We start from the raw sequence: 22,314 nt of genomic DNA, 5'->3' as shown, positions 1-22,314 counted from the left end.
GCTCGGATGTTGTCATATCTGGAGGCGCCGCGTGTCCCCGGCCTACCGCGTCGTCAAGATGTTGGGCGGCCTTGCTCTCGTCGGTGCTCCGACATCGATCTGTCCGATGTCCGTACCTCGAACGTTCACCTGCAACATGCGCAGGTTTGCAGATCAGCCCGATGCAGAGTATCTCTCCCCCCATGACACCGAAGGCACGGCTGCCTCGTGTTGCTGGCGAGCGTTCTTCTTCGCGTCGAGAATGAAGCTGGAGCCCGACAGGCGGATTCAATGTCTTGCTAGCGCTCGCGGAATGCGTGGGCGCGGCGATGGCGGTCATCGGCGTCGTTCACCGACCACGAGCGCATGGGCACAATTGTCGTCTCAGGTTCGACGTACTCATGTCCGCCGTCGGCGCGATAGGAGAAGTAGATGATCCTCGCCACCTTTGCTTTGGTGTCTCTCCTGCTGTGCGCGTCCGCGACCATAGCCCAGCAGATCATCCCGCTCAGCGAATCGTGCTGGTATCCCGAAGGTGGTACCGAGTGCCTGCCGGCTCCTCCCCTTTGGATTGACGACGGCACGGAGGGCGCATTCTCGCTGGATCACTTAGCTAGACTTGGTGGTCCGATTCTATGGTTCTCGCCCAGAGAGTTCTTGCTGCTAGAGCGGCGCACCAGCGATGCCCCGGGAAGCATCCTGCAGCCCGGTGCCGGGCGCACGGTGTACTACCGTATCAGAGAAGTGCGGCTGCGTGGCGGCAGCCCGCAGCCGAAGCTGCCTGACGACATGCAGATCGCCGATCCGGATGCGACTTGGCAGAGCCGCGATCCCGCGCGCCCGATCGAATCGTTGGATCGCATCTTCATTCAGTACTTCCTCTATTACCCCGAGGACCGTGGAATTGGGGGTCATGCACACGACCTGGAGGCGCTGGAGCTGCAGGTCGAGATGCGGCGTGTCTGCATCGGCACAGCCTCGAAGGAATCGGGACGTACGAAGGCCACAAAGCAAGTCTCGGAATGCTGGAGTGGCGCAACCATTCGCTCCGTGTCGGGTTCCGCCCATGGTGTCGGTTGGTACACGAACACACTGCGCGTGGATGCGACTCGCGATACCGTGCTGCCACTGACCATCCTGGTGGAGGAGAACAAGCATGCCAGCGTGCCGGACCGCGATGGAGACGGTCGGTACATGCCCCACTACGACGTGAACCGGCAGGTCAACGACGCCTGGGGCATCCGTGACGTGGCCGGCAGCGGCTGGCTGGGTGGTCCCACGTTCCGAGCTGAACTCGTGCGTGAACGCAACGACCAAGATCAGGTGTGCCCACCCAACATCTCCGATCGACTACGGACGTACTACCGGTTCCATCGACGCGAGGTCAATGGGACCGGGTGCGTCGGTGGTGGGAATCAACGGACCTACACGGTCACGCGAGCCGGCGACGAACGCCTCTGTGCAGCCGGGAAGCCGAAGACAGACGAAGACAAGCTTTACGACCTCATGAATGACAAACAATTCTGCCGACCGGCACGAGACACGAGGATCGTCAAGCCGCGCACACCTTTCGGAGTGGGCCTCCGGCGGGTGCTGACCGAGATCTCACCGGGACCAAACGGGGAATTCGGCTTCCAGAATGCGGTGCAGAGGCTCAGCTTCGCATATCGCTACGACGGCGGACACGGGGTGTCCAGCATCCTGCCGCTCGGGCGCGAGTTGCCGGTGATCGGAGGTTGGGCGGTAGTCAAGCTCAATGCAATCTTCGACACGCTCGACAGCGCGTTGCCGCCCGTAGAACGGGGGAGCGTCGAAGTCCTGTATGCACCTTCTGCCTCCAGGGCCATCGATTGGTATACGAGCGTCGGAGCGGAGGGCTACCGCTCGGCCGCGAACGCCGCGCGAGTCTGGGCACCTGTCGGCGAGATGGGCGTGAGGATCCGCTTCTCGGCTGAACGTGTCCGACTTGTGCGCTTCTTCGGAGGCCGTCTCGGGGTCCGCGCTGACCTGAAGTCCCCGATACGAAATGCTCGGCTCATATACGAGTTTGGTGCGGGTTCCTGGTGACTCGGGCGGCGCCCGCGCCGTGCCATCAGCACAGCGGAGCGGGCATGCTGCAGGCCATCAGTGCCAGCCCGCGAGCCCAACATTGCTCCTCCCTACCAACGGATGGCGCAGTGTTTCAGGGACTTTCTACGGTCGTGGACAAGGTCGTGCCCGCCGCACAGCACGTCTGGGACAACTGGCGGGCAGGACGGCCGTACTATGTCACGGCCTCTCCTCTCTCTAGCTAAGCTCTAGAGAGGACGTCGCCGCGATGTCAGGTGATGCGTCTGACCGATACCCCACTTGCGGTTCAGTGGCGCTCATCCGCTCAGTCAGCGTGACGCATCAGGGGTCACCTTGCGTTCCGACGCAATCCGTCCAGGAAGTCGGACCAGGCCTGCATCATCTTCCGGCGCTCCGCCAGGTGCTGCGCCCGGTTGTACGCCGCGCGCACCTTGTTGCGCGGCGCGTGCGCGAGTTGGCGCTCGATGACGTCCGGCGCCCAGCCCATCTCATTGAGTAGCGTCGACGCCATGGCGCGGAAGCCGTGGCCGACGTGCTGGTCGGAGTCGTAGCCGAGCCGACGCAGCGCGGCGTTGATGGTGCCGTCGCTCATCGGCCGGGTGATGGTGCGGATGGACGGGAACACGTAGCGTGAGCGCTCCGTCAGCGGCCGGAGCTCCTGCAGGATCGCGACCGCCTGGGTGCTCAGGGGCACGATGTGCGCCTCGCGCATCTTCATGCGCTCTGCCGGGATGCGCCACTCGGCGGCGTCGAGATCGACCTCGCTCCACTCCGCCCTTCGGAGTTCACCCGGGCGCACGAACACGAGCGGCGCGAGTTGCAGCGCCGACCGTACGACGAAGCTCCCGTGGTAGCCGTCAATGGCGCTCAGGAGCTCGCCCACCTGCTCCGGGTGCGTGACGGCCGCCCGGTGCGTTGACCGCACGGGCGTGAGCGCGTCGCGGAGGTCGGCCGAGGGATCCCGCTGGGCGCGTCCCGTGGCGATCACGTACCGGAACACCTGGCCGCAGCGCTGCTTGGTGCGATGCGCGGTTTCGTGCTTGCCGCGGCTCTCGATGCGCCGCAGTACAGACAGCAACTCCGGCGGCTCGATCTCGGCGATCGGACGCTTCCCAAGCCACGGGTTGACCAGTGACTTCAGCATCCAGGTCGCCTTCTCGAACGTGACGGGCGCCAGGACGTGCTTCTGGCGCTCGAGCCACTCGTCGGCGACTTCGGCGAACGTCATCGCCTGGACGGCGGCATCACGGGCCTGCTGACGCTCCCGGCTCGGGTCGATGCCCGACGCCACTTGCTCCCGCGCCGCGGCCCGGCGGGCCCGCGCGGCGACGAGGGAGACCTCCGGGTACGTGCCGAAGGAGAGGGTCTTGCGCCGGCCCTGGTGGATGTAGTCGAACCGCCACCACTTGCCGCCGCTGGGCTGCACCAGCAGGTACAGGCCGTCGCCGTCCGACAAGCGCAGGACGCTCGCGGCCGGCTTGATCTTGCGGATCTGGGTGTCGGTGAGGGGGAGAACCCTGCGCGGCATCACGCCTCCAGCCGCCACGTTGCAGTAACTCTCCAGGCCGCCCGATGCAGTAACAGGCGGTTCCTGCGACGGTTACTGTAAAAATCGGTGGCTTGCCGGGGACCAGTGTAGACCACCACGGACACGTTTGCGCAAAATCAGCCGCAAATCTCGTCTTCGTGGACTGCTATGGATGGTCTTGGAGGAAACTGTGGTGCCGGTGGGCGGACTCGAACCGCCGACCCTGCGCTTATGAGACGCATGCTCTAACCGGCTGAGCTACACCGGCACCCTGGCAGGCTGACCGCGACACCGCGGGGCGGTGGACGTCGGCCAGAACGTCCGATTCTAGCAGAGGCGGCCATTCCAGGGGTAGAGAGGCGTCGCGACAGCAGTTCCTCCCCAGTCCTTTCGCTGCGCGTCGCCCGAGGGCGACGCCTACGTCCGTTGGGGCGAGGTCCACGGAGGTCGGCGCCCACGTCCGGAGGCGAAGGTCCTTCCCAGCCCTTACGCCCCGCGTCGACCTAAACTCGCCGCGCGCCGCCAGGCGCATATCGGCGAGTCTTCAAGGTCGACGCCCACGTCCGCGGCTGGGACGTTCCTCCCTGCCCTGACGCCCCGCGTCGGCCGAGGCCGACGCCTACACCTTCTTCTTGGCGATCTCGGCGGCGAGCCGGGCGCGGAGGCGGGAGACGACCTCCGGGTGGGCGGCGGCCTGGTCGTAGCGCTCCGAGGGGTCGTTCAGAAGGTGGAACAACTCGACGCGTTCGGCAGCCGGGGCGTTTGGCGCGGCGGACGCGCGGGTGACCCGCAGCTTCCACGGCCCCTGGCGGATCGCCTCAAGGGTGCCGCCGTTGTCGTAGAACAGCGTCCGGTCGGCCGAGGGGCCGGCGCCGGGCGTGGTCGTCGGCCAGAGGTCGACGCCGTCGACGTCGGCCGGCACCTTGTCGGCAAGTCCAGCGCGGGCGGCGAGCGTGGGAAAGATGTCGATGATGCTGATCGGCAGGTCGGTGACCTGCCCGGCCTGGACGCGGCCCGGCCACGCGGCGAGGAACGGCACGCGGTGGCCGCCTTCGTACGTGCCCGCCTTGCCGCCGCGGAACGGTCCGGGCGTGCCGTGGTCCCAGGGCTTGACGATGTCGCGGCCGAACATGCGGTCGGGCATGGCGTTCCAGGGGCCGTTGTCGCTGGTGAAGATGACGATGGTGTTGTCGGCGACGCCGGCGGCGGTGAGCGCGGCGCGCACCTGGCCGACCGAGTCGTCGAGTTCGGCGATGACGTCGCCGTAAAGGCTCGACGTCTTGCCGCGCCACGCGGGTGACGCCGCGAGCGGGACGTGCGGCATCGAGTGCGCCAGGTACAGGAAGAACGGACGCCTGGCCGCGGCGCTCTCGCGGATGAAGGCCACCGCCTCGCGCGTGTAGGTGGGCGTGAGCGTCGCCGGATCGGGCTCCTCCACACGCCGCGTCTCCCCATCCCACAACGCCAGCTTCTCCGGCGTCTGCACGAACGGGTCCTTGTAGTCGTGGCTGTAGAGCATGCCCACGAACCGATCGAAGCCGTGATCGAGCGGCCGCATGCCCGGCTGGTCGCCGAGGTGCCACTTGCCGACGACCATCGTGCGGTAGCCGGCATCGTGCAGCACGCGCGGCAGCGTGACGTAGTCCTTCGCCCGCAGGCCGCCGCTGCTGCGCGGCGCGAACGGCGCCGGCACGCCGACCTTGAACGCGTACTTGCCAGTAAGCAGCGAGGCACGGGTCGGCGAGCACGACGGCGACGGCGCGTAGGCGCTCGTCGCGCGCAGGCCCTCACGCGCGAGCTGGTCGAGATTGGGCGTTCGATGCAGCGGATGCCCGTACGAAGCGAGGTCGCCCCAGCCCATGTCGTCGGCGAGGATGACGACGATGTTGGGGCGCGGCGGGGATGTCGGAGGTGCTTGCGCGAGGGCGATGTGCGCGGCCATCGACGACAGGAACGCCAGCACACCCAGGACGATGCCCGAGAAGGATCGCGTCACGGCCTGGCTCTCCTCGGCCGCCATACCTCGCGGAAGCCGGTGTACCCGAGCGACAACCTCGGCCCGGTCTCGTACTCGTCGATGCAGTCCATCACCACGCACGCGTCGGTCCCTCCGAATGCCGGGCCACGCAAGCCGCGACCGACCATCTGCTCGTACAGCACCTGGCTCACCGTTGTGCGACTCATGACCACGTGCGTCACCTGCGGGTCGTCGAAGCCCGTGGTCAGCACCTCGCAGTTGCAGAGCACGCGGACGCGGCCGCGACGGAAGTCCTCGATGACGCGCCGGCGCGTCACAACCCTGGTTTCACCAGTGACCACCGAGGCGCTCACGCCGGACTCCTGGAGCAGGTAGGCCATGCAGCGCGCGTCGTGCACCGACGGCGCGAAGTAGACCATGCGCATGTCGGGCCGGAACTGCGATTCCACGAGCAGCGCCTTGAGAATCTCGCGTCGACGCGCGTGCGTGTCCACCAGTTGATTGATCTCCTCGTCGAGACGCTCATCGCTCGGCGCCGCGTCGAAGAGCGTCAACTGCAGGCGCACCCGCTGCCGGGTGACGATCTCCTTCACGACCGGCCGAGCGAGCACGCCTCGGGTCTGCAGCGCGGCAAGCGGCTCGTCGCCCAGGGTCCGTCGCGCCTCGATCAGGCGTCGGAAGAGGGCTCGCAGCTCTCGCGTGCCCTCGTGTTGATCCACGTACTCCCGCCGGAACGGCGTGGCGGTGAGGCCGATGATCGCCGCGTGGGTGGCCGTGCCGAACGCGTCGATGATCTGCCGATATGTGGGGGCCGCCGCACGATGCGCCTCGTCGATCACCACGAGGCCGGCCCGGGTCATCAGCGTCGCCCGCCACTCCTGCTGCAGGGGATCGGCGGAATCGAGCACGTTCACCAGCCGCTGCGGCGTGGAGACCAGGACGCAGAAGTCGCGCGTCGCGTGCCCCAGCGACTCGCGCAGCAGCTCTTCGCCCCGCGTGTAGTTGCCCCAGAAGCGCACCAGCGCCAACGGCGGGCCGTCGCCGATACCCGCCCACACCTGCCGGAAGCAGGCCAACGCCTGCTCGCACAGCTCCTCGGTGTGGGCGAGCCACACGATGACGTACGGGCGGGGGCGCGAGTCGAGGCCAGGCCTGACGAGCAGCCGATGAATCGACTCGACGGCCGTCCTCGTCTTGCCAGCCCCCGTCGGGAGCGACACGATCGCGCGACCGCGCGGCTGCGCGATCTCGGCGAGCAGGGCGGTCGACACCTCCTCCTGGAAGTTGGCGAGCGGCGGCAGGCGTACCGGTGCCTCGATGTGCTCGATGTCGCGTTGTCGCTCGTTGGCCGGGATGCCTGCCAGCATCACGGGCAACCCGCAGGCCCGCGCGAAATCGAGCGCGCCGGCCTTGCCCGGGTGCCAGCGCGACGGCGCGCGCACACCGCAGCGCCGCGCCACCAGGTCGCGCGTATCAGCGTCGGCCAGCAGGTCCTCGTGATGGATCAGCAGCAGGGCCCTCGCCAGATCGGCCTTGCTGCCACTGGTGTCGTGTCCCTTCCGCTGCCGGAGCGTCGCGCGTGCCGAGTCGAGGAGTGAACCCAGGAGCTGCGTGAGGTCTCGGTGTGACAGCACTTCACACAGGCGCCCGATGGCCTCGGACCGCCAGTCGCCCGCTCCCGCGCCGGGCCCGCCCTCGATCAGCGCCGGCGCTTCCATGGCGGCCCTACTTCAGCTCGACCTCGATCACGCGCATCGCGCCAGGGCCGGGGCTCGCCACCTGGTGGGTCGCGTTCGCGGCGCGGAAGCCGACGCTGCCCGCGGTGAACGACGCTGTTTCCTTCTTCCCGTCGGGCTCGGTGAACACCAGCTTGCCCTCGGTGAGGATCACGCCGACGTGCGCGAGCTCGTGCGTGTGCATGCCGGTGTCGAGCACGCCGCCCGGGAACGTCACGTCCTTGACGCGCACGCGCTCGTTCTCGAACACGACCTTCGTGGAGTACTTGATGGCCCCGGCCTTCGGCGCCGCGGCCTGCGCGGCCGCCGCCTGCGCCTCGGGCGCGCGCAGCGCCTGCAGGCCCGCCGCGCCGACCGTGAACACCACTGCCGTGAACACCGAGCCGGCGAGGGCGCCGGCGAGGAACGTCATCTTGTTCCGCATGCCCGACAGCATAGCGGTGGCAATTTGAAATTTGAAATTCGAAATTCTCGCGGGGCGCGGCTGCGCCGCAGCCCATCGGATGCCTCGAGCGGCAAGGCCGACAGGCCGGCCGCCGATCAATTTCAAATTTCGAATTTCAAATTGCCTCCTACACGATCAGCATCGCGTCGCCATAGCTGTAGAACCTGAACCCCTCGGCGACGGCGCGCGCGTAGGCGTCCATCACGCGCCGGTGCCCGGCGAACGCACACACCAGGAACAGCAGCGACGAACGCGGCACGTGGAAGTTGGTCATCAGCGCGTCGACGACGCGGAAGCGGTGCCCCGGGCGGATGTAGAGCGACGTGGTGGCGGCGCCGGCGCGCACCCGGCCGTCCTCGCCGACCGCGCTCTCGAGCGCGCGGGTGCTGGTGGTGCCGACGACGACGACGCGACGGCCGTCGGCCTTCGCGCGGTTGATCGCGTCGGCCGCGGCCTCGGAGATGTCGTAGCGCTCCGGGTCGACGACGTGATCCTCGACGAGCTCGACGCGCACCGGCTTGAACGTGCCGTAGCCGACGTGCAGCGTCACGCGCACGATCTCCACGCCCATCGCCTGCAGGCGCTCGAGCATGCCCGGCGTGAAGTGCAGCCCGGCCGTGGGTGCGGCCACCGACCCGCGCTGCGTGCCGTACACCGTCTGGTACCGCTCGCGATCGTCGCTGGCGTCGGGGCGCTTGATGTAGGGCGGCAACGGCATGTGCCCGAGGGCCTCGATCGCCGTGTCGACGTCGGCAAACCCTTCCGCGCGCAGGCGCACCGTCCGCTTGCCGTGACTGCCGCGGCCGACAATCTCCCCATGGATAACACCGCCGGCGCCGCCGTTATTCCCGCCGCCCTGGTGCCGACTCCCGCCCGCGTCGATCACGAACTGGCTGCCGACCTTGAGCCGCTGCCCCGGGTGGACGAGCGCCTCCCACAGGTCCCCCTCTGAATGCTCTCTGAGCCCTGAGCCCTGAGCCGTGAGCCGTTCCTCGAGCCCTGAGCCTTGAGCCCTGAGCCGTTCCTCATCGAGCCCCGAGCCTCGAGCCCTGAGCCTTTCCACGAGCAAACATTCCAGGCGCCCGCCGCCGGGCAGTCTGTGTCCGAGCAGGCGCGCGGGAAACACGCGCGTGTCGTTGACGACCAGCACGTCGCCGGCCCGGAAGTGCGCGGGCAGGTCGTCCACGGTGCCGAGCGTGGTGGCGCCGGTGGCCCTGTCGAGCACCATCAACCGGGACGTGCCGCGCACCGCCGGGGGGTGCTGGGCGATCTGTTCGTCGGGCAGGGGGAAATCGAACTCGTCGACGCGCATCGAATTATTCGTGGGGCCTTCCGGACGCGGGGCGCGTCCATACACAGGTCGCCATGATGGCGCGGGGTCGGCCCGAGCGCAACGCGCCGGGATCCTCACCGCCACTCTCCGGCGTCGTAGTTCCGTTCGCCGCCATGCGGCATTTGCGGCGCCCGTCCCGGGCGCGTTGGTCACGTAGGAACGGCGTGGTGAGCTACCGCGCCCTACAGTCCTTTTCGGAGGGACTTGCCATGATTCGTCGTCTTGCGATTGCCGCGGCCCTTGCGGTCGCTGTTTCGGCCACCCCGGCCTCGGCCCAGACCAAGGACATCGTCGACACCGCAGTGGGTGCCGGGATGTTCAACACGCTCGTGACCGCCGTGAAGGCCGCGGGCCTTGTCGAGACCCTGAAGGGCGCCGGTCCGTTCACCGTGTTCGCGCCGACCGACGAGGCGTTCAAGAAGCTGCCCGCCGGCACGGTCGAGGGCCTGCTGAAGGACACCGCGAAGCTGAAGGAGATCCTCACGTATCACGTGGTGGCCGGCAAGGTGATGGCCGCCGACGTGGTGAAGCTGAAGGAAGCCAAGACGGTCCAGGGCCAGAGCGTGAAGATCGCCGTCAACGGCGGCACGGTCACGGTCGACGGCGCGAAGGTCGTGAAGGCCGACGTGGCCGCCAGCAACGGCGTGATCCACGTGATCGACACGGTCATCCTGCCGAAGGCCAAGGGCACGATGTAAATGTGCCGAGCGTCGACCTGAAGGTCGACGCCCACGGCCTGGTTTCGGGCCAGGGTCGACGCCCACGGCCTGGTTTCGGGCCAAGGCCGACGCCTACACATCGGGCACCCGTCGGCCAGGGCCGACGGTTACGTCTTGAAGTCCTGTCGCCGCTTCGCATCCCCCCATGCGGAGCGGCGTTTTTCGTCTCCCCCGTGATCACACGCCGCTTCTCCGTCGCCCTGCCCGTCGATGCTGCCCGCGCCTTCGCGTGGCACGCCCAGCCCGGTGCGCTGCCTCGCCTGCTGCCGCCGTGGGATCGCGTCCGCGTGCGCTCGCGCACGGGGTCGCTCGCCGACGGCCAGGTGGTGCTCGAGCTCTCGCAGGGCCCGCTCACGCTGACCTGGGACGCCCGCCACGATCCGTCGCGCTATGAAGCGGATCGCCAGTTCGTGGACACCCAGGCCTCGGGGCCGTTCGCGTACTGGAGTCATGTGCACCGGATCGAGACGGGAGTCGGGAGTCGGGAGTCGGGAATCGGGAGTCGGGAGTCGGGAATCGGGAGACGGGAGTTGGGGGTCGGGAGTGGGGAGTCGGGAGTCGCAGATCCCACGGCCTCGTGCACCCTCACCGACGAAGTCACCTGGCGCCTGCCGCTCGATCCGCTGTCGTGGCCAGCGCGGCCGATGGTCGAGCGGGTGTTGCGGCGGATGTTCGCGTATCGTCACTGGGTGACGCGCGCCGACCTGTCGCGCCACGGGCAAGGACCTGCCATGCGCATCGCCATCACCGGGGCCACCGGCCTCGTCGGCTCGGCCCTCGTGCCGTTCCTCCAGGGCGGCGGCCACGACGTCGTCCGTCTCGTGCGCGGCACGCCGCGCCAGGGTGAGCACCAGTGGTCACCCGAGCGCGGGCTTGTCGATCCCGACCGGCTCGGGGCCGTCGATGCCGTGATCCACCTCGCCGGCGAGAACGTCGCGGGCGGCCGCTGGACGCCGGCCTTCAAGGCGAAGATCCGCGACAGCCGCGTCGGTCCCACGCAGGCCCTCGCGCGATCGCTGGCGGCGCTGCCCGTCAAGCCGCGCGTGTTCATCAGCGCGTCGGCCATCGGCTACTACGGCAACCGCGGGACCGAGGACCTCACCGAGCAGAGCGCGCCCGGCCAGGGCTTCCTCGCCGACGTGTGCCAGGAATGGGAGGCGGCGGCCGATCCGGCCCGAGCGGCCGGCATCCGCGTCGTCCATCCGCGGTTCGGCATCATCCTCGACGCGCGCGGCGGCGCCCTCGGCAAGATGCGCCTGCCGTTCAGCCTGGGCGTCGGCGGCCGCCTGGCCTCCGGCGAGCAGTACTACAGCTGGGTGGGCATGGAGGACGTGCTCGGGTCCATCCTCTTCGCCCTGACGCACGACACCATCGTCGGCCCGATGAACGTGACCTCGCCGCACCCGGTCACCAACGCCGAGTTCACCCGCACGTTGGGCCGCGTGCTCCATCGCCCGACGATCTTCCCCGTGCCCGGCTTCGTGCTGACCACCCTGTTCGGCGAGATGGCAGAGGCCGAGCTGCTGAGCAGCAAGCGCGTGCTGCCGGCCGCCCTGACCACGGCGGGCTACGTGTTCTCGCACCCCCGGCTCGAGGACGCCCTGAGGTTCACGCTGGGTCGCGTCGAGGCCACGCCGGTCGCATGAGCACGACCGCGGTGCTGGTCGCCAACGCGGCGGCCACGTGGTTCATGACCGGGCTGATCTGGATGGTCCAGGTCGTCCACTACCCGCTCTTCTCGCACGCCGATCGCGCCGCCTACCCCGCCTTCGCCGACGCCCACTCGCGCCTGATCACCCCTGTCGTCGGTCCGGCGATGCTCGTGGAACTGGCCACGGCCCTGTGGCTCGTGCAAGCGAGACCTGCCGCATTTCCGGCACGCTGGGCGTGGGTCGGCGCGGGGCTGGTCGGGGTCATCTGGCTCTCTACAGCATTCGTGCAGGTGCCGCTGCACGGACAGTTGGGTTCCGGGTACGACGCCAGGGTCCACTCCGCGCTGGTCGCCACGAACTGGGTTCGGACGGTCGCGTGGAGCCTGAGGGCGATATTGATGGGATGGGTGCTGGTCCGGGCCCTGCAGTCCGGCGGCTGAGCCGCCGATGGCATACTTGGACCCCCGCTGCCCGACGGCTGAGTCTGGCCAGCGTGGAAATCCTCCCTGACGTTCCCTGAACGTCGGACAGGTCCGACGTCTACGTCGGGTTCAGACAACGCGCGACGTGATGAAAGTCTGGCCAGGCTCTCCTTACCCCCTCGGCGCCACCTGGGATGGCATCGGGGTCAACTTCGCCCTCTTCTCGGAGCATGCGACCGGCGTCGACCTCTGCCTGTTCGATTCGCCCTACGCCGGCCGTGAGTCGCACCGCATCCCGCTGAGGCAACGCACCGAGCAGGTCTGGCACGGCTACCTGCCCGAGGTCCGCCCGGGCCAGCTGTACGGCTACCGCGTCCACGGTCCGTACGACCTCCGCGAAGGGCACCGCTTCAATCCCGCCAAGCTCGTCTTCGACCCGTACGCCAAGGCGGTCGGCCGCAACGTCCGCTGGCACGACAGCATGTTCGGGTTCACGGTGGGCTCGCCCGACAGCCGCGACGACCGCGACAACGCCGCCTACGCGCCGCTGGCCTCGGTGGTCGACCCGGCGTTCACCTGGGCCGACGACCACCGCCTCAAGCGCCCCTGGCACGAGACGGTGATCTACGAGCTGCACGTGCGCGGCTTCACCAAGCGCCACCCGGGCATCCCCGAGGACCTGCGCGGCAGCTACCTGGGCCTGGCGTCGGAAGCGGCGATCGAGCACCTGCTCAAGCTCGGCGTCACCGCGGTGGAACTGCTGCCGGTCCACCACCACATCGACGACTGGCACCTGGTCAAGGCGGGGCTCTCGAACTACTGGGGCTACAACACGCTCGGGTACTTCGCGCCCGACCTGCGGTACTCGGTGAGCCGGTCGGCGTACGGCTCGGTGCGCGAGTTCAAGTCGATGGTGCGGGCGCTGCACGCGGCGGGCCTCGAGGTGATCCTCGACGTGGTCTACAACCACACCGCCGAGGGCAGCCACCTCGGGCCGACGCTGTCGCTGCGCGGCATCGACAACGTGTCCTACTACCGGCTCTCGCCGGGCGACCGCCGCTACTACGAGGACTTCACGGGCACGGGCAACACGCTGAACATGCAGAGCCCGCGCGTGCTGCAGCTGATCATGGACAGCCTGCGGTACTGGGTGCTCGAGATGCACGTCGACGGCTTCCGCTTCGACCTCGCGAGCGCGCTGGCGCGCGAGCTGCACGCGGTGGACAAGCTGGGCTCGTTCTTCGACATCATCCACCAGGACCCGGTGCTGTCGCAGGTGAAGCTCATCGCCGAGCCGTGGGACCTCGGCGAGGGCGGCTACCAGGTCGGCAACTTCCCGGTCGGCTGGACCGAGTGGAACGGGCGCTACCGTGACTCGGTGCGGCGGTTCTGGCGGGGCGACGGCGGGCAGGTGTCCGAGTTCGCGACCCGCCTGGCGGGCAGCAGCGACCTGTACGAGGCGACCGGCCGCCTGCCGAGCGCCAGCATCAACTTCGTGACGTGCCACGACGGCTTCACGCTGGCCGACCTGGTCAGCTACGAGCGCAAGCACAACGACGCCAACGGCGAGCAGAACCGCGACGGCGAGTCCAACAACCTCGGCATGAACTTCGGCGTCGAGGGTCCGACGACCGATCCGGTGATCCGGCAGGCGCGCGTCCAGCAGCGGCGCAACCTCATGGCGACGCTGCTGCTGTCGCAGGGCGTGCCGATGATCTGCGGCGGCGACGAGATGGGCCGCACGCAGAAGGGCAACAACAACGCCTACTGCCAGGACAACGACATCAGCTGGTTCCACTGGGAGCTGAGCGAGGAGGACAAGGACTTCCTCGAGTTCTCGCGGATGCTGATCACGCTGCGCCAGAAGCATCCCGTGCTGCGCCGCCAGCGCTACTTCCAGGGACGGCCGCTGCGCGGCGCGGGCGTGAAGGACCTGGCGTGGTTCGACCCGTCGGGCGTCGAGATGACCGACGCAATGTGGTCGGCGCCGCACGTGCACGCGCTCGGGGTGCTGCTGAGCGGCATCGCCATGGACGAGATCAACGCGCGCGGCGAACCGATCGTCGACGACACGCTGCTGGTGCTGCTCAACGCCGACCCGCAGCCCCGGCCGTTCAAGCTGCCGCACCTGGGCAGCGGCCTGGCGTGGACGCGCGTGTTCGACACCGGCATCGAGCACCAGCCGGTCGCGCCCGCCGAACGCGGCGCCTATCCGGTGGCCGGACGCTCGGTCGTCCTGCTGCGCGCGGATGAGCGGACGCGCTCCGTCATCAGGTAAGATCGTCCTGTCGCATTTGCCCGTCAGTTGCACGGGCCTCCCGCACGCCCCCGCGGCCATCCCGGCCGTGGCTGGCGTGCGTTTCGCGTTTCAGGAGCCATGGACGAGTTCACGCGTGGGCCCCACCCCGACTGGTACAAGGACGCGGTCATCTACCAGGTGCACGTCCGCACCTTCCACGACGGCAACGACGATGGCATCGGCGACTTCACGGGCCTGATCCGCAAGCTCGACTACCTGCAGGCGCTCGGCGTCAACACCATCTGGGTGCTGCCCTTCTACCCCTCGCCGCTGCGCGACGATGGATACGACATCGGTCACTACCAGGGCGTGCACCCCGCCTACGGCACGTTGCGCGACGTGAAGCGCTTCCTGCGGGAGGCGCATTCGCGCAACCTCCGGGTGATCACCGAACTGGTGATGAACCACACCTCGGACCAGCACCCGTGGTTCCAGGCGGCGCGCCACGCGCCCCCCGGCTCGCCGGCCCGCGACTTCTACGTGTGGAGCGACACCAACCGGAAGTACGAAGGCACGCGCATCATCTTCACCGACACCGAGACGTCAAACTGGACGTGGGATCCGGTCGCCAACGCGTACTACTGGCACCGCTTCTTCCACCACCAGCCGGACCTGAACTTCGACAACCCGCGGGTGATGCGGGCGATGCTGCGCATCATGAAGTTCTGGCTCGACCTCGGCGTCGACGCGTTCCGGCTCGACGCGATCCCGTACCTGATCGAGCGCGAGGGCACCTCGTGCGAGAGCCTGCCGGAGACCCACGCGCTGATCAAGCAGGTGCGCCGCTTCCTCGACGACCAGTACCCGGGCCGCGTGCTGCTGGCCGAGGCCAACCAGTGGCCGGCCGACGTCAGCGCCTACTTCGGCGACGGCGACGAGTGCCACATGGCGTTCCACTTCCCGCTCATGCCGCGGCTGTACATGGCCATCGAGCGCGAGGACCGCGAGCCCATCGTCGAGATCCTGCGCCAGACGCCCGACATCCCGCCGAGCTGCCAGTGGGCGCTGTTCCTGCGCAACCACGACGAGCTGACGCTGGAGATGGTGACGCCCGAGGAGCGCGAGTACATGTACGGCGCCTTCGCCGAGGATCCGCGCATGCGGATCAACGTCGGGATCCGCCGGCGGCTGGCGCCGCTGGTCGACGGCGACCGTCGGCGCATCGAGTTGCTCCACGTGCTGCTGTTCTCGCTGCCCGGCACGCCGGTGGTGTACTACGGCGACGAGATCGGCATGGGCGACAACATCTACCTGTCGGACCGGCACGGCGTGCGCACGCCGATGCAGTGGACCGGCGATCGCAACGGCGGCTTCTCGCGCGCCGACCCGCAGCGGCTGTGCGCGCCGCCGGTCATGGACCCGGTGTTCGGCTTCCAGGCGGTGAACGTCGAGGCGCAGGAGCGCTCCCCGGCGTCGCTGCTCAACTGGATGCGCACGATGATCGCGACGCGCCAGGCCCATCCGACGTTCGGCCGCGGCGACGTGGACTTCGTGGAGACCGGCAACCGCCGCGTGCTCGCCTTCACGCGCACCTACCGGGACGACCGCGTGCTCGTCGTCGCCAACCTGTCGGGGCAGGTGCAGACCGCGCGCGTGCAGACGCGGCTCGAGGGCGTGCCCGTGGAGATGCTCGGCGCGACGCGCATGCCGCCGCTCGACAAGGGCGGGCTCACCGTGACCCTGGCCCCCTACGGCTGGTACTGGCTCCACGTGCTCGACGCCGCCGATCCGCGCGCCTCGGGAGAGGCCCTGGTCGACACGCGTCGTCACGCGCTGCCCGACCTGCTGGTGAGCGAGCGCTGGGACACGCTGCTCGACGGCCCCGGGCGGGCGGTGCTGGAGCGACGGTACCTGCGCCCGTACCTCGAGCGGCAGCCCTGGTACCGCGCGCCGGGGCCAGACGTGCGCGGCGTGCGCATCGCCAGCCACGCGCTGGCCCGCGGCGGCAACGAGCCGGTGGTGCTCGCGGCCGTGGACGTCGAGGGCGACGTCGACACGTACCGCTACGGTCTCGTGCTCACCTTCACCTCCGGGCCACGCGGCGAGGAACTGCTCGACAAGCACCCCGATCGTGTCGTCGCCCGGATCGCCGGCGCCCGAACGGGCGTGCTGCACGAGGTGATCGAGGCCGACGCGGCGCGCGTGCTGATGCGCCTGTTGACCGACGGGACGCGGGTGCCCGGTCGCGACGGCGTGTTCGACGCGGCGTCGCAGGGGCCGGCCGTGCTGGCCGACCACGAGCCGTACTCGGCCGTGCCGACCACGCTCGGGCAGACCGTGGTGACGTGCGGCGCTGCGGCCGAGATCAAGATCAGGCGACGGCTGCTCGCCGGGCGCTCGCAGGAGCAGCTCCTGCTCGGCGCGCTGTCGCAGAACATCGACGTGGAACTGCCGGTGCCGTACGCGAGCCTCGACCTGCTGACACCCGACGGCCGGCGTTGGCCCTTCCTGCTGCTCCGCTCGCGCGTCCCGGCGACCGAGGACGGCTGGGTGCGGGCGCAACGCCTCGTGTCGCGCTGGCTCGCCGAGCCGCGCACCGCGGGTGAGGTGGCCGATCCCTTCGCCTGGCTGCGCGAGGGTCGCGACGCGCCTCGCCTTGACAGCGAACCGCTGCACGAGGTGGAGCGCATGGCGCGCATCCTCGGGCGGCGGGTGGCGTCGACCCACGTGGCGATCGCCATGGCCCCGGCCGGCGCCTCCGGCGGCGGCCCGCGCGAGGACGAGGGCGCGACGCGCGATCGCGAGATGGCCGATGCGGCGCTCGCGGCGCTCGTCGACCTGCCCCCCGACGCACGGAGCCGGTGGGCGACGCTGCTGGCCGGCCCGGCGGCCAGGCGCGTGCTCGCCACGGGGCCACTGCTCGGCGCCCTGGCGCGCTGGCGATGGACCGACGGCGAGCCAGTGCCCGTCGATCCGGACGACGCGACGGCGCGGCGCGAGACGCAGACCGGCGATCATGGCGAGCGCGACATCGGCGGACTGGCCGCCGATCTGGCGTACGTGGCGGTGACGGCAATCGTCCATGCACCCGGGCGCGACCTGCACGATCCGCACGCGCGGACCTGGTGGGCGGTGGCGACGTGGGCGCTGGTGCGCGGCTGGCAGGAGGAACTCGCGGCCGCCGGACACGAGGCGCCGCCGGTGGCGACGCTCGTCGAGGGCCTGCGCGCCAGCCTGATCTGGCGCTGGCTCGTCGATGCGGTGGGCGCCGGCGAAGCCCGTCGCCACATGGCGCGCACGGTGCTTGCCGATCTGGCGGCGCGTCCGGTCGGGGAACCTTCATGAGCGTGGCGTGGACACCGACGTTCGGCACGCGGCTCGACGCTCGCGGCGCGACGTTCCGCGTCTGCGCGCCGGGGGCGCGCGAGGTGAGGCTCCTGCGCGAGGGCCATGCGGCAGTGCCGCTGGCGCGGGTCGTCGAGGACACGTTCGAGGTGTCGGTGCCGGGGGTACGGGCCGGTGATCGGTACCGGCTCCAGCGAGACGACGATCCGGCCTGGCCCGATCCCTGTACGCGCTGGCAGCCCGATGGCGTGCACGGCCCGTCGATGGTGATCGATCCGGACGCCTTCGCCTGGACCGACGAGGGCTGGCGCGGCGTTCCCCGCCATGCGCTGGTCGTGTACGAGCTGCACGTGGGCACGTTCACCGAGGAGGGCACGTTCGCCGCGGCGATGGCGCGGCTGCCCGACCTCGTCGAGCTCGGGGTGACCGCGATCGAACTGATGCCGGTCGCGGCGTTCCCGGGCACCCGCAACTGGGGCTACGACGGCGCGGCGCTCTTCGCCCCGTCGGAGCGCTACGGGCATCCAGACGATCTCCGGGCGCTTGTGGACCGCGCCCACGCGCTCGGCCTCGCCGTGCTGCTCGACGTGGTCTACAACCACCTCGGGCCCGACGGCGCGTACCTGGCGGCGTGGATGCCCACCGTGTTCACCGACCGCCACACGTCGCCGTGGGGCCGCGGCATCAACCTCGATGGTCCCGGCTCGGCGCAGGTGCGTCGGCTGCTGTGCGACAACGCGCTGCACTGGCTGCTCGAGTACCACCTCGACGGCCTGCGGCTCGACGCCACCCACGCGCTCACCGACGCGAGCGCGGAGCACCTGCTCACGCAACTGGCGCGCGAGGTCGAGGCGCACGTCACCGGTCGCGAGGTGCACCTGATCGCCGAGGACGAGCGCAACCTCGACACGCTGCTGCTGCCGATCGCCGAGGGTGGCCACGGTATGACCGGCGTGTGGGCCGACGACTTCCACCACACCGTCCGTCGGCACCTCGCTGGCGACCACGAAGCGTGGTTCTCGGACTTCCGCGGCAGCACCGACGAGATCGCCGCTGCCGTCGCCGACGGCTGGGTGTTCAGCGGTCAGCATGCCGTGCACTACGACGGGCCGCGCGGCACGTCGCCGGCCCGGGTGCCGATCGAGGCCTCGGTGATCTGCCTGCAGAACCACGACCAGGTCGGCAACCGTGCCCACGGCGACCGCCTGCACCACCAGATCGACATGGCGGCATGGCTGGCGGCGCACGTGCTGCTGTTGACCGCCCCGGAGACACCGTTGCTCTTCATGGGACAGGAGTGGGCCGCCTCGACGCCGTTCCTCTTCTTCACCGATCACGGCGACGGGCTCGGCGAGCGGGTCGTGGAGGGGCGTCGGCACGAGTTCCGGCGCTTCTCGGCCTTCAGCGCCCCCGAGGCGCGTGAGCGCATCCCGAGCCCACAGGCGCCGGGCACGTGGCAGGCGAGTCGGCTCGACTGGCGCGAACGCGAGCGGTCGCCGCATGCCGAGGCCCTGGCGCAGACGCGCGCGCTGCTCGCCATCCGTCGGGCGCACCTCGGCATGGTCCGCGATCGCACGCGCGTGCGCTGCGTGGCGCTCAACGCGCAGGCGCTGTGGCTGACGCAACCGTCGGCGCTCGGCGGCACGCTGGCGACGTACGTGGACTTCTCGGGGCGCGGCACGCGGGAGATCGCGGTCGAATCCGTGCAGGCTGTCACAGACGACCAACGGCGCGGTGAGACACCGCGCCCTACCTTGGGTGGGCTCGGTGAGACACCGCGCCCTGCCTTGCTTGCCGGCTCGATGGATGCGACGGTCCGTGTCGACGCCGGGCGGTTGATCATCGACGGTCCCAACGCGCCGCTTGGGGTCGTCCTGCACCTGGCAGGAGGCGTGGCATGAGCCTGCGGACACCGGCCTGGACGCCCGCGAGCACCTACCGCCTGCAGCTCGGCCCGGATCTCACGTTCCGGCAGGTGGAGGCGGTGGTGCCCTACCTGGCCGCGCTCGGCGTCGACGGTTTGTACCTCTCGCCGATGCTGAAGGCCCGGCCCGGCAGCACGCACGGCTACGACATCTGCGATCACGCCGCCGTGAACCCGGACCTCGGCACCGAGGAGGACCTCGCGTCGCTGGCCGCGACGGCGACGGCGCACGGCATGGGGCTCGTGTCCGACATCGTGCCGAACCACATGGGCGTCGACCCGCGCGCCAATCCGTGGTGGCGCGAGGTGCTCGAGAACGGCCCGTGCTCCCCGTACGCCGAGTACTTCGACATCGACTGGGAACCGGTGACGCCGCACCTCCGACAGAAGGTGCTGCTGCCGATCCTCGGCGAGCAGTACGGCGTGGTGCTCGAGCGCGGCGAACTGCGCCTGGAATACGACGATGGTCGGCTGTGGCTGCGGTACTTCGAGCACCGGCTGCCGGTCAACCCGCGGCAGACGCCACTGGTGCTGCGACACGCCGGCACGGCGCTGCAGGCGCAACTCGGCGACGCGCACCCGGCCGTCATCGAGTTCCTGAGCATCCTCGAGGGCCTGCACAACCTGCCCCCCTACACCGACACGCACCCGGAGCGCATCGCCATCCGGCAGCGCGAGAAGGAAGTGCACCGCGCGCGGCTCGTGCGACTGGTCGCGGAGGCGCCCGTCGTCGCCGAGGCGATCGAGGACGCCGTGCAACTGGTGAACGGCAGGCCGGGCGACACCGCGTCGTTCGACGAACTGCACGGGCTGCTCGAGGCACAGCCCTACCGGCTGGCGTCGTGGCGGACGGCCGTCGACGAGATCAACTACCGCCGGTTCTTCGACGTGAACGAGCTCGCGGGCGTGTGCGTGGAGCACGAGGCGGTCTTCGAGGCGACGCATGCGCTGGTCGGGCGATGGCTGCGCGAAGGCGTGGTGCGCGGGCTCCGCCTCGATCACCCCGACGGCCTGTTCGACCCCGCGGCCTACTTCACCCGGCTGCAGGCGCTGGCCCGGCGCGAGACCGGCGTCGATGCGCCCCTGTACGTGGTCGCCGAGAAGATCCTCTCCGGCGACGAGCGCCTGCGGGCCGACTGGGAGGTGCACGGCACGACGGGCTACGAGAGCCTCAACGAGATCAACGGCCTGTTCGTCGATCCTGCCGGCCTGCGCCGGCTGCGGCGCCTGCATGCCCGCCTGACCGGCGCGCGCGAGCCGCTCGACGAGATCGTGTACGAGGCCAAGCGGCTGATCATGAACACGGCGATGTCGAGCGAGCTCGGCGTGCTCGCCGACGCGCTCTCCCGCATCGCCCGCGGCGACCGGCACACGCGCGACTTCACGCTGAACAGCCTGCGCGAGCTGATCACCGAGTACGTGGCGTGCATCCCGGTGTACCGCACCTACGCGAGTCACCGCGGCTGGACGCGCGAGGACGAGGCCATCGTCGATCGCACGATCGCCGAGGCCGAGCGGCGCAATCCGGCGATGGAGCGGTCGCTCTTCCGGTTCCTGCGCGACGTGCTGCTGCCGGGCGAGCCGGTCCTCGACGATCCGTCGGCCAGCGCGATGCGCGAGCGGCGGCTCGCCTTCGCCATGAAGCTGCAGCAGTACACGGGTCCGGTGCAGGCCAAGGGCGTCGAGGACACGACCTTCTACCGGCACAACGTGCTGGTGTCGCTCAACGAGGTGGGCGCCGACCCGGGCCGGCCGGTGCCATCGGTCGACGACGTGCACGCGGCGGCGCGGGAGCGCCAGCGCGACTGGCCGCTGGCGATGGTGACCCTCTCGACCCACGACACCAAGCTCGGCGAGGACGTGCGGGCCCGCATCCACGCGCTGTCGGAGTGGCCCGAGGCGTGGCAGGAGGCAGTAGGCCGGGCGCTGCGGGCCGCCGCGCCGGCACGCACGCTGCGACGCAACACGTGGGGGCCCGACCGCCTCGACGAGTATCGCTTCCTGCAGGTGCTGGTGGGCTGCTGGCCGCCCGGCGTGCCAGTGGCCTCGCCCGCGCCGGCCGACCTGGTGGAACGGTTGAAGGCGTACATGCTCAAGGCCATCAGGGAGGCCAAGCGGCACACCAGCTGGATTGCGCAGAACGAGGCGTACGAGTCGGCGACGATGGCGTACGTGGCCGAGGTGCTCACGGGGAGCGTGTCGGGCCGGGTGCTCGGGGCGCTGCGCCCGATCGCCGAGCGGATCGCGCGACGCGGCGTGTCCAACAGCCTCGCCCAGGTGGTCCTCAAGTCGACGCTGCCCGGGATTCCGGACACCTACCAGGGCGCCGAGGACTGGAAGTTCGACCTCGTCGATCCCGACAACCGGCGGCCGGTGCCGTTCGACGCGCTGGCGACGCGGCTGGCGGCGATCGACGCGGAGCGGACGACGGGAGCGTCCGGTGCCGACGCGGTGCGCGGCTGGCTCGAGGCCTGGCCCGACGGGCGCATCAAGCAGCACGTCGTCGCCACGCTGCTGCGGGCGCGGCGCGGGCAGCCCGAGCTCTGGCACCACGGTGACTACCGGCCGCTGACCGTGGACCTCTCCGTCGATGCCTCGGCGATGGCGTTCGCTCGGACGCACCCGACCCACGGCTGGGTGATCGTCATCGTCGGCTTACGCACCGGCAGACTGCCGGGCGAGTGGCCGGTGGGCGCCGCGTGGGCGACGTCGCGGGCGATCCTGCCGCTTGACGGGCCGGAAGCGGCGTGGCGGGACCTGCTGACGGGCGCGACGGTTGCCCCCGCCGCCACGGCCGATACACGCTGGCTCTTCCTTGCGCGCGTCCTCGAGTCGCTGCCGGTGGCCGTGCTCGTTCCGGCGACCGGGTGAACTGGCCCAAGGTCGCCTGCGCGCGTGCCTCACTTGTGCCATGATGATTGCTTCGGTGAGGCATCGGAAGCCA

At 69.9% G+C, this 22,314-nt stretch carries 13 protein-coding genes and 1 tRNA gene; 8 read left to right on the top strand and 6 right to left on the bottom strand.

The genetic code is table 11. From position 1 onward, the window contains the following. Positions 1 to 411 precede the first annotated feature (411 nt). A complete protein-coding gene (locus tag TBR22_RS02830) occupies positions 412 to 2,046 on the top strand; it encodes a hypothetical protein (RefSeq protein WP_239491438.1) in 1,635 nt (544 codons plus the stop codon). A 331-nt stretch (positions 2,047 to 2,377) separates the two neighbouring features. Here the strand turns inward: TBR22_RS02830 and TBR22_RS02825 are convergent, their stop codons facing one another. From TBR22_RS02825 to queA, 6 genes are all read right to left on the bottom strand, one after another. Beyond that, positions 2,378 to 3,577 (bottom strand): integrase arm-type DNA-binding domain-containing protein, encoded by a 1,200-nt coding sequence (locus TBR22_RS02825; RefSeq protein ID WP_239491437.1) that lies wholly within the window; start codon positions 3,575 to 3,577, stop codon positions 2,378 to 2,380. 191 nt (positions 3,578 to 3,768) lie between these two features. Then, a tRNA-Met gene (locus tag TBR22_RS02820) sits at positions 3,769 to 3,845 on the bottom strand. A gap of 351 nt (positions 3,846 to 4,196) precedes the next feature. Beyond that, entirely contained in the window at positions 4,197 to 5,573 is a 1,377-nt protein-coding gene (locus TBR22_RS02815; protein WP_239491436.1) for a sulfatase, read from the bottom strand. Continuing rightward, the gene (locus tag TBR22_RS02810; protein ID WP_239491435.1) at positions 5,570 to 7,273 is read right to left on the bottom strand and encodes a DEAD/DEAH box helicase; all 1,704 of its coding nucleotides are present in this window, start codon (positions 7,271 to 7,273) and stop codon (positions 5,570 to 5,572) included. Before TBR22_RS02810 ends, TBR22_RS02815 begins: the two co-directional genes overlap by 4 nt. A 7-nt stretch (positions 7,274 to 7,280) precedes the next feature. Next, on the bottom strand, positions 7,281 to 7,715 hold the full coding sequence (locus TBR22_RS02805; protein WP_239491434.1) for a hypothetical protein: 435 nt from the start codon (positions 7,713 to 7,715) through the stop codon (positions 7,281 to 7,283). A 148-nt stretch (positions 7,716 to 7,863) separates the two neighbouring features. Then, positions 7,864 to 9,048 carry a tRNA preQ1(34) S-adenosylmethionine ribosyltransferase-isomerase QueA gene (gene queA, locus TBR22_RS02800; protein WP_239491433.1) on the bottom strand — a complete coding sequence of 395 codons (1,185 nt, stop codon included), beginning with the start codon at positions 9,046 to 9,048 and terminating at the stop codon, positions 7,864 to 7,866. 230 nt (positions 9,049 to 9,278) lie between these two features. On the opposite strand from queA, the gene TBR22_RS02795 reads away from it, so the two are divergent. The 7 genes from TBR22_RS02795 (at position 9,279) to treY (ending at position 22,241) form a co-directional block, all read left to right on the top strand. Continuing rightward, positions 9,279 to 9,767, top strand: a complete 489-nt coding sequence (locus tag TBR22_RS02795; RefSeq protein WP_239491432.1) for a fasciclin domain-containing protein — start codon at positions 9,279 to 9,281, stop codon at positions 9,765 to 9,767. Positions 9,768 to 9,961: 194 nt separating this feature from the next. After that, complete coding sequence (locus tag TBR22_RS02790; protein WP_239491431.1) at positions 9,962 to 11,434, top strand: TIGR01777 family oxidoreductase; 1,473 nt, start codon at positions 9,962 to 9,964, stop codon at positions 11,432 to 11,434. Then, positions 11,431 to 11,880: a hypothetical protein gene (locus TBR22_RS02785; RefSeq protein ID WP_239491430.1), complete on the top strand. Its 450-nt coding sequence runs from the start codon at positions 11,431 to 11,433 to the stop codon at positions 11,878 to 11,880. The genes TBR22_RS02790 and TBR22_RS02785 overlap by 4 nt, the downstream gene beginning before the upstream one ends. Before the next feature lie 130 nt (positions 11,881 to 12,010). Then, positions 12,011 to 14,140, top strand: coding sequence for a glycogen debranching protein GlgX (gene glgX, locus TBR22_RS02780; RefSeq protein ID WP_239491429.1), 2,130 nt, complete (start codon positions 12,011 to 12,013; stop codon positions 14,138 to 14,140). A gap of 99 nt (positions 14,141 to 14,239) precedes the next feature. Beyond that, complete coding sequence (gene treS / locus TBR22_RS02775) at positions 14,240 to 17,446, top strand: maltose alpha-D-glucosyltransferase (protein ID WP_239491428.1); 3,207 nt, start codon at positions 14,240 to 14,242, stop codon at positions 17,444 to 17,446. After that, a complete protein-coding gene (gene treZ, locus TBR22_RS02770; protein WP_239491427.1) occupies positions 17,443 to 19,347 on the top strand; it encodes a malto-oligosyltrehalose trehalohydrolase in 1,905 nt (634 codons plus the stop codon). Before treS ends, treZ begins: the two co-directional genes overlap by 4 nt. Beyond that, entirely contained in the window at positions 19,344 to 22,241 is a 2,898-nt protein-coding gene (gene treY, locus TBR22_RS02765; protein WP_239491426.1) for a malto-oligosyltrehalose synthase, read from the top strand. Before treZ ends, treY begins: the two co-directional genes overlap by 4 nt. Positions 22,242 to 22,314: the final 73 nt, after the last annotated feature.

The organism is Luteitalea sp. TBR-22, from assembly GCF_016865485.1.
Taxonomy (GTDB): domain Bacteria; phylum Acidobacteriota; class Vicinamibacteria; order Vicinamibacterales; family Vicinamibacteraceae; genus Luteitalea.
This window is presented reverse-complemented; position numbering and strand designations above follow the sequence as displayed.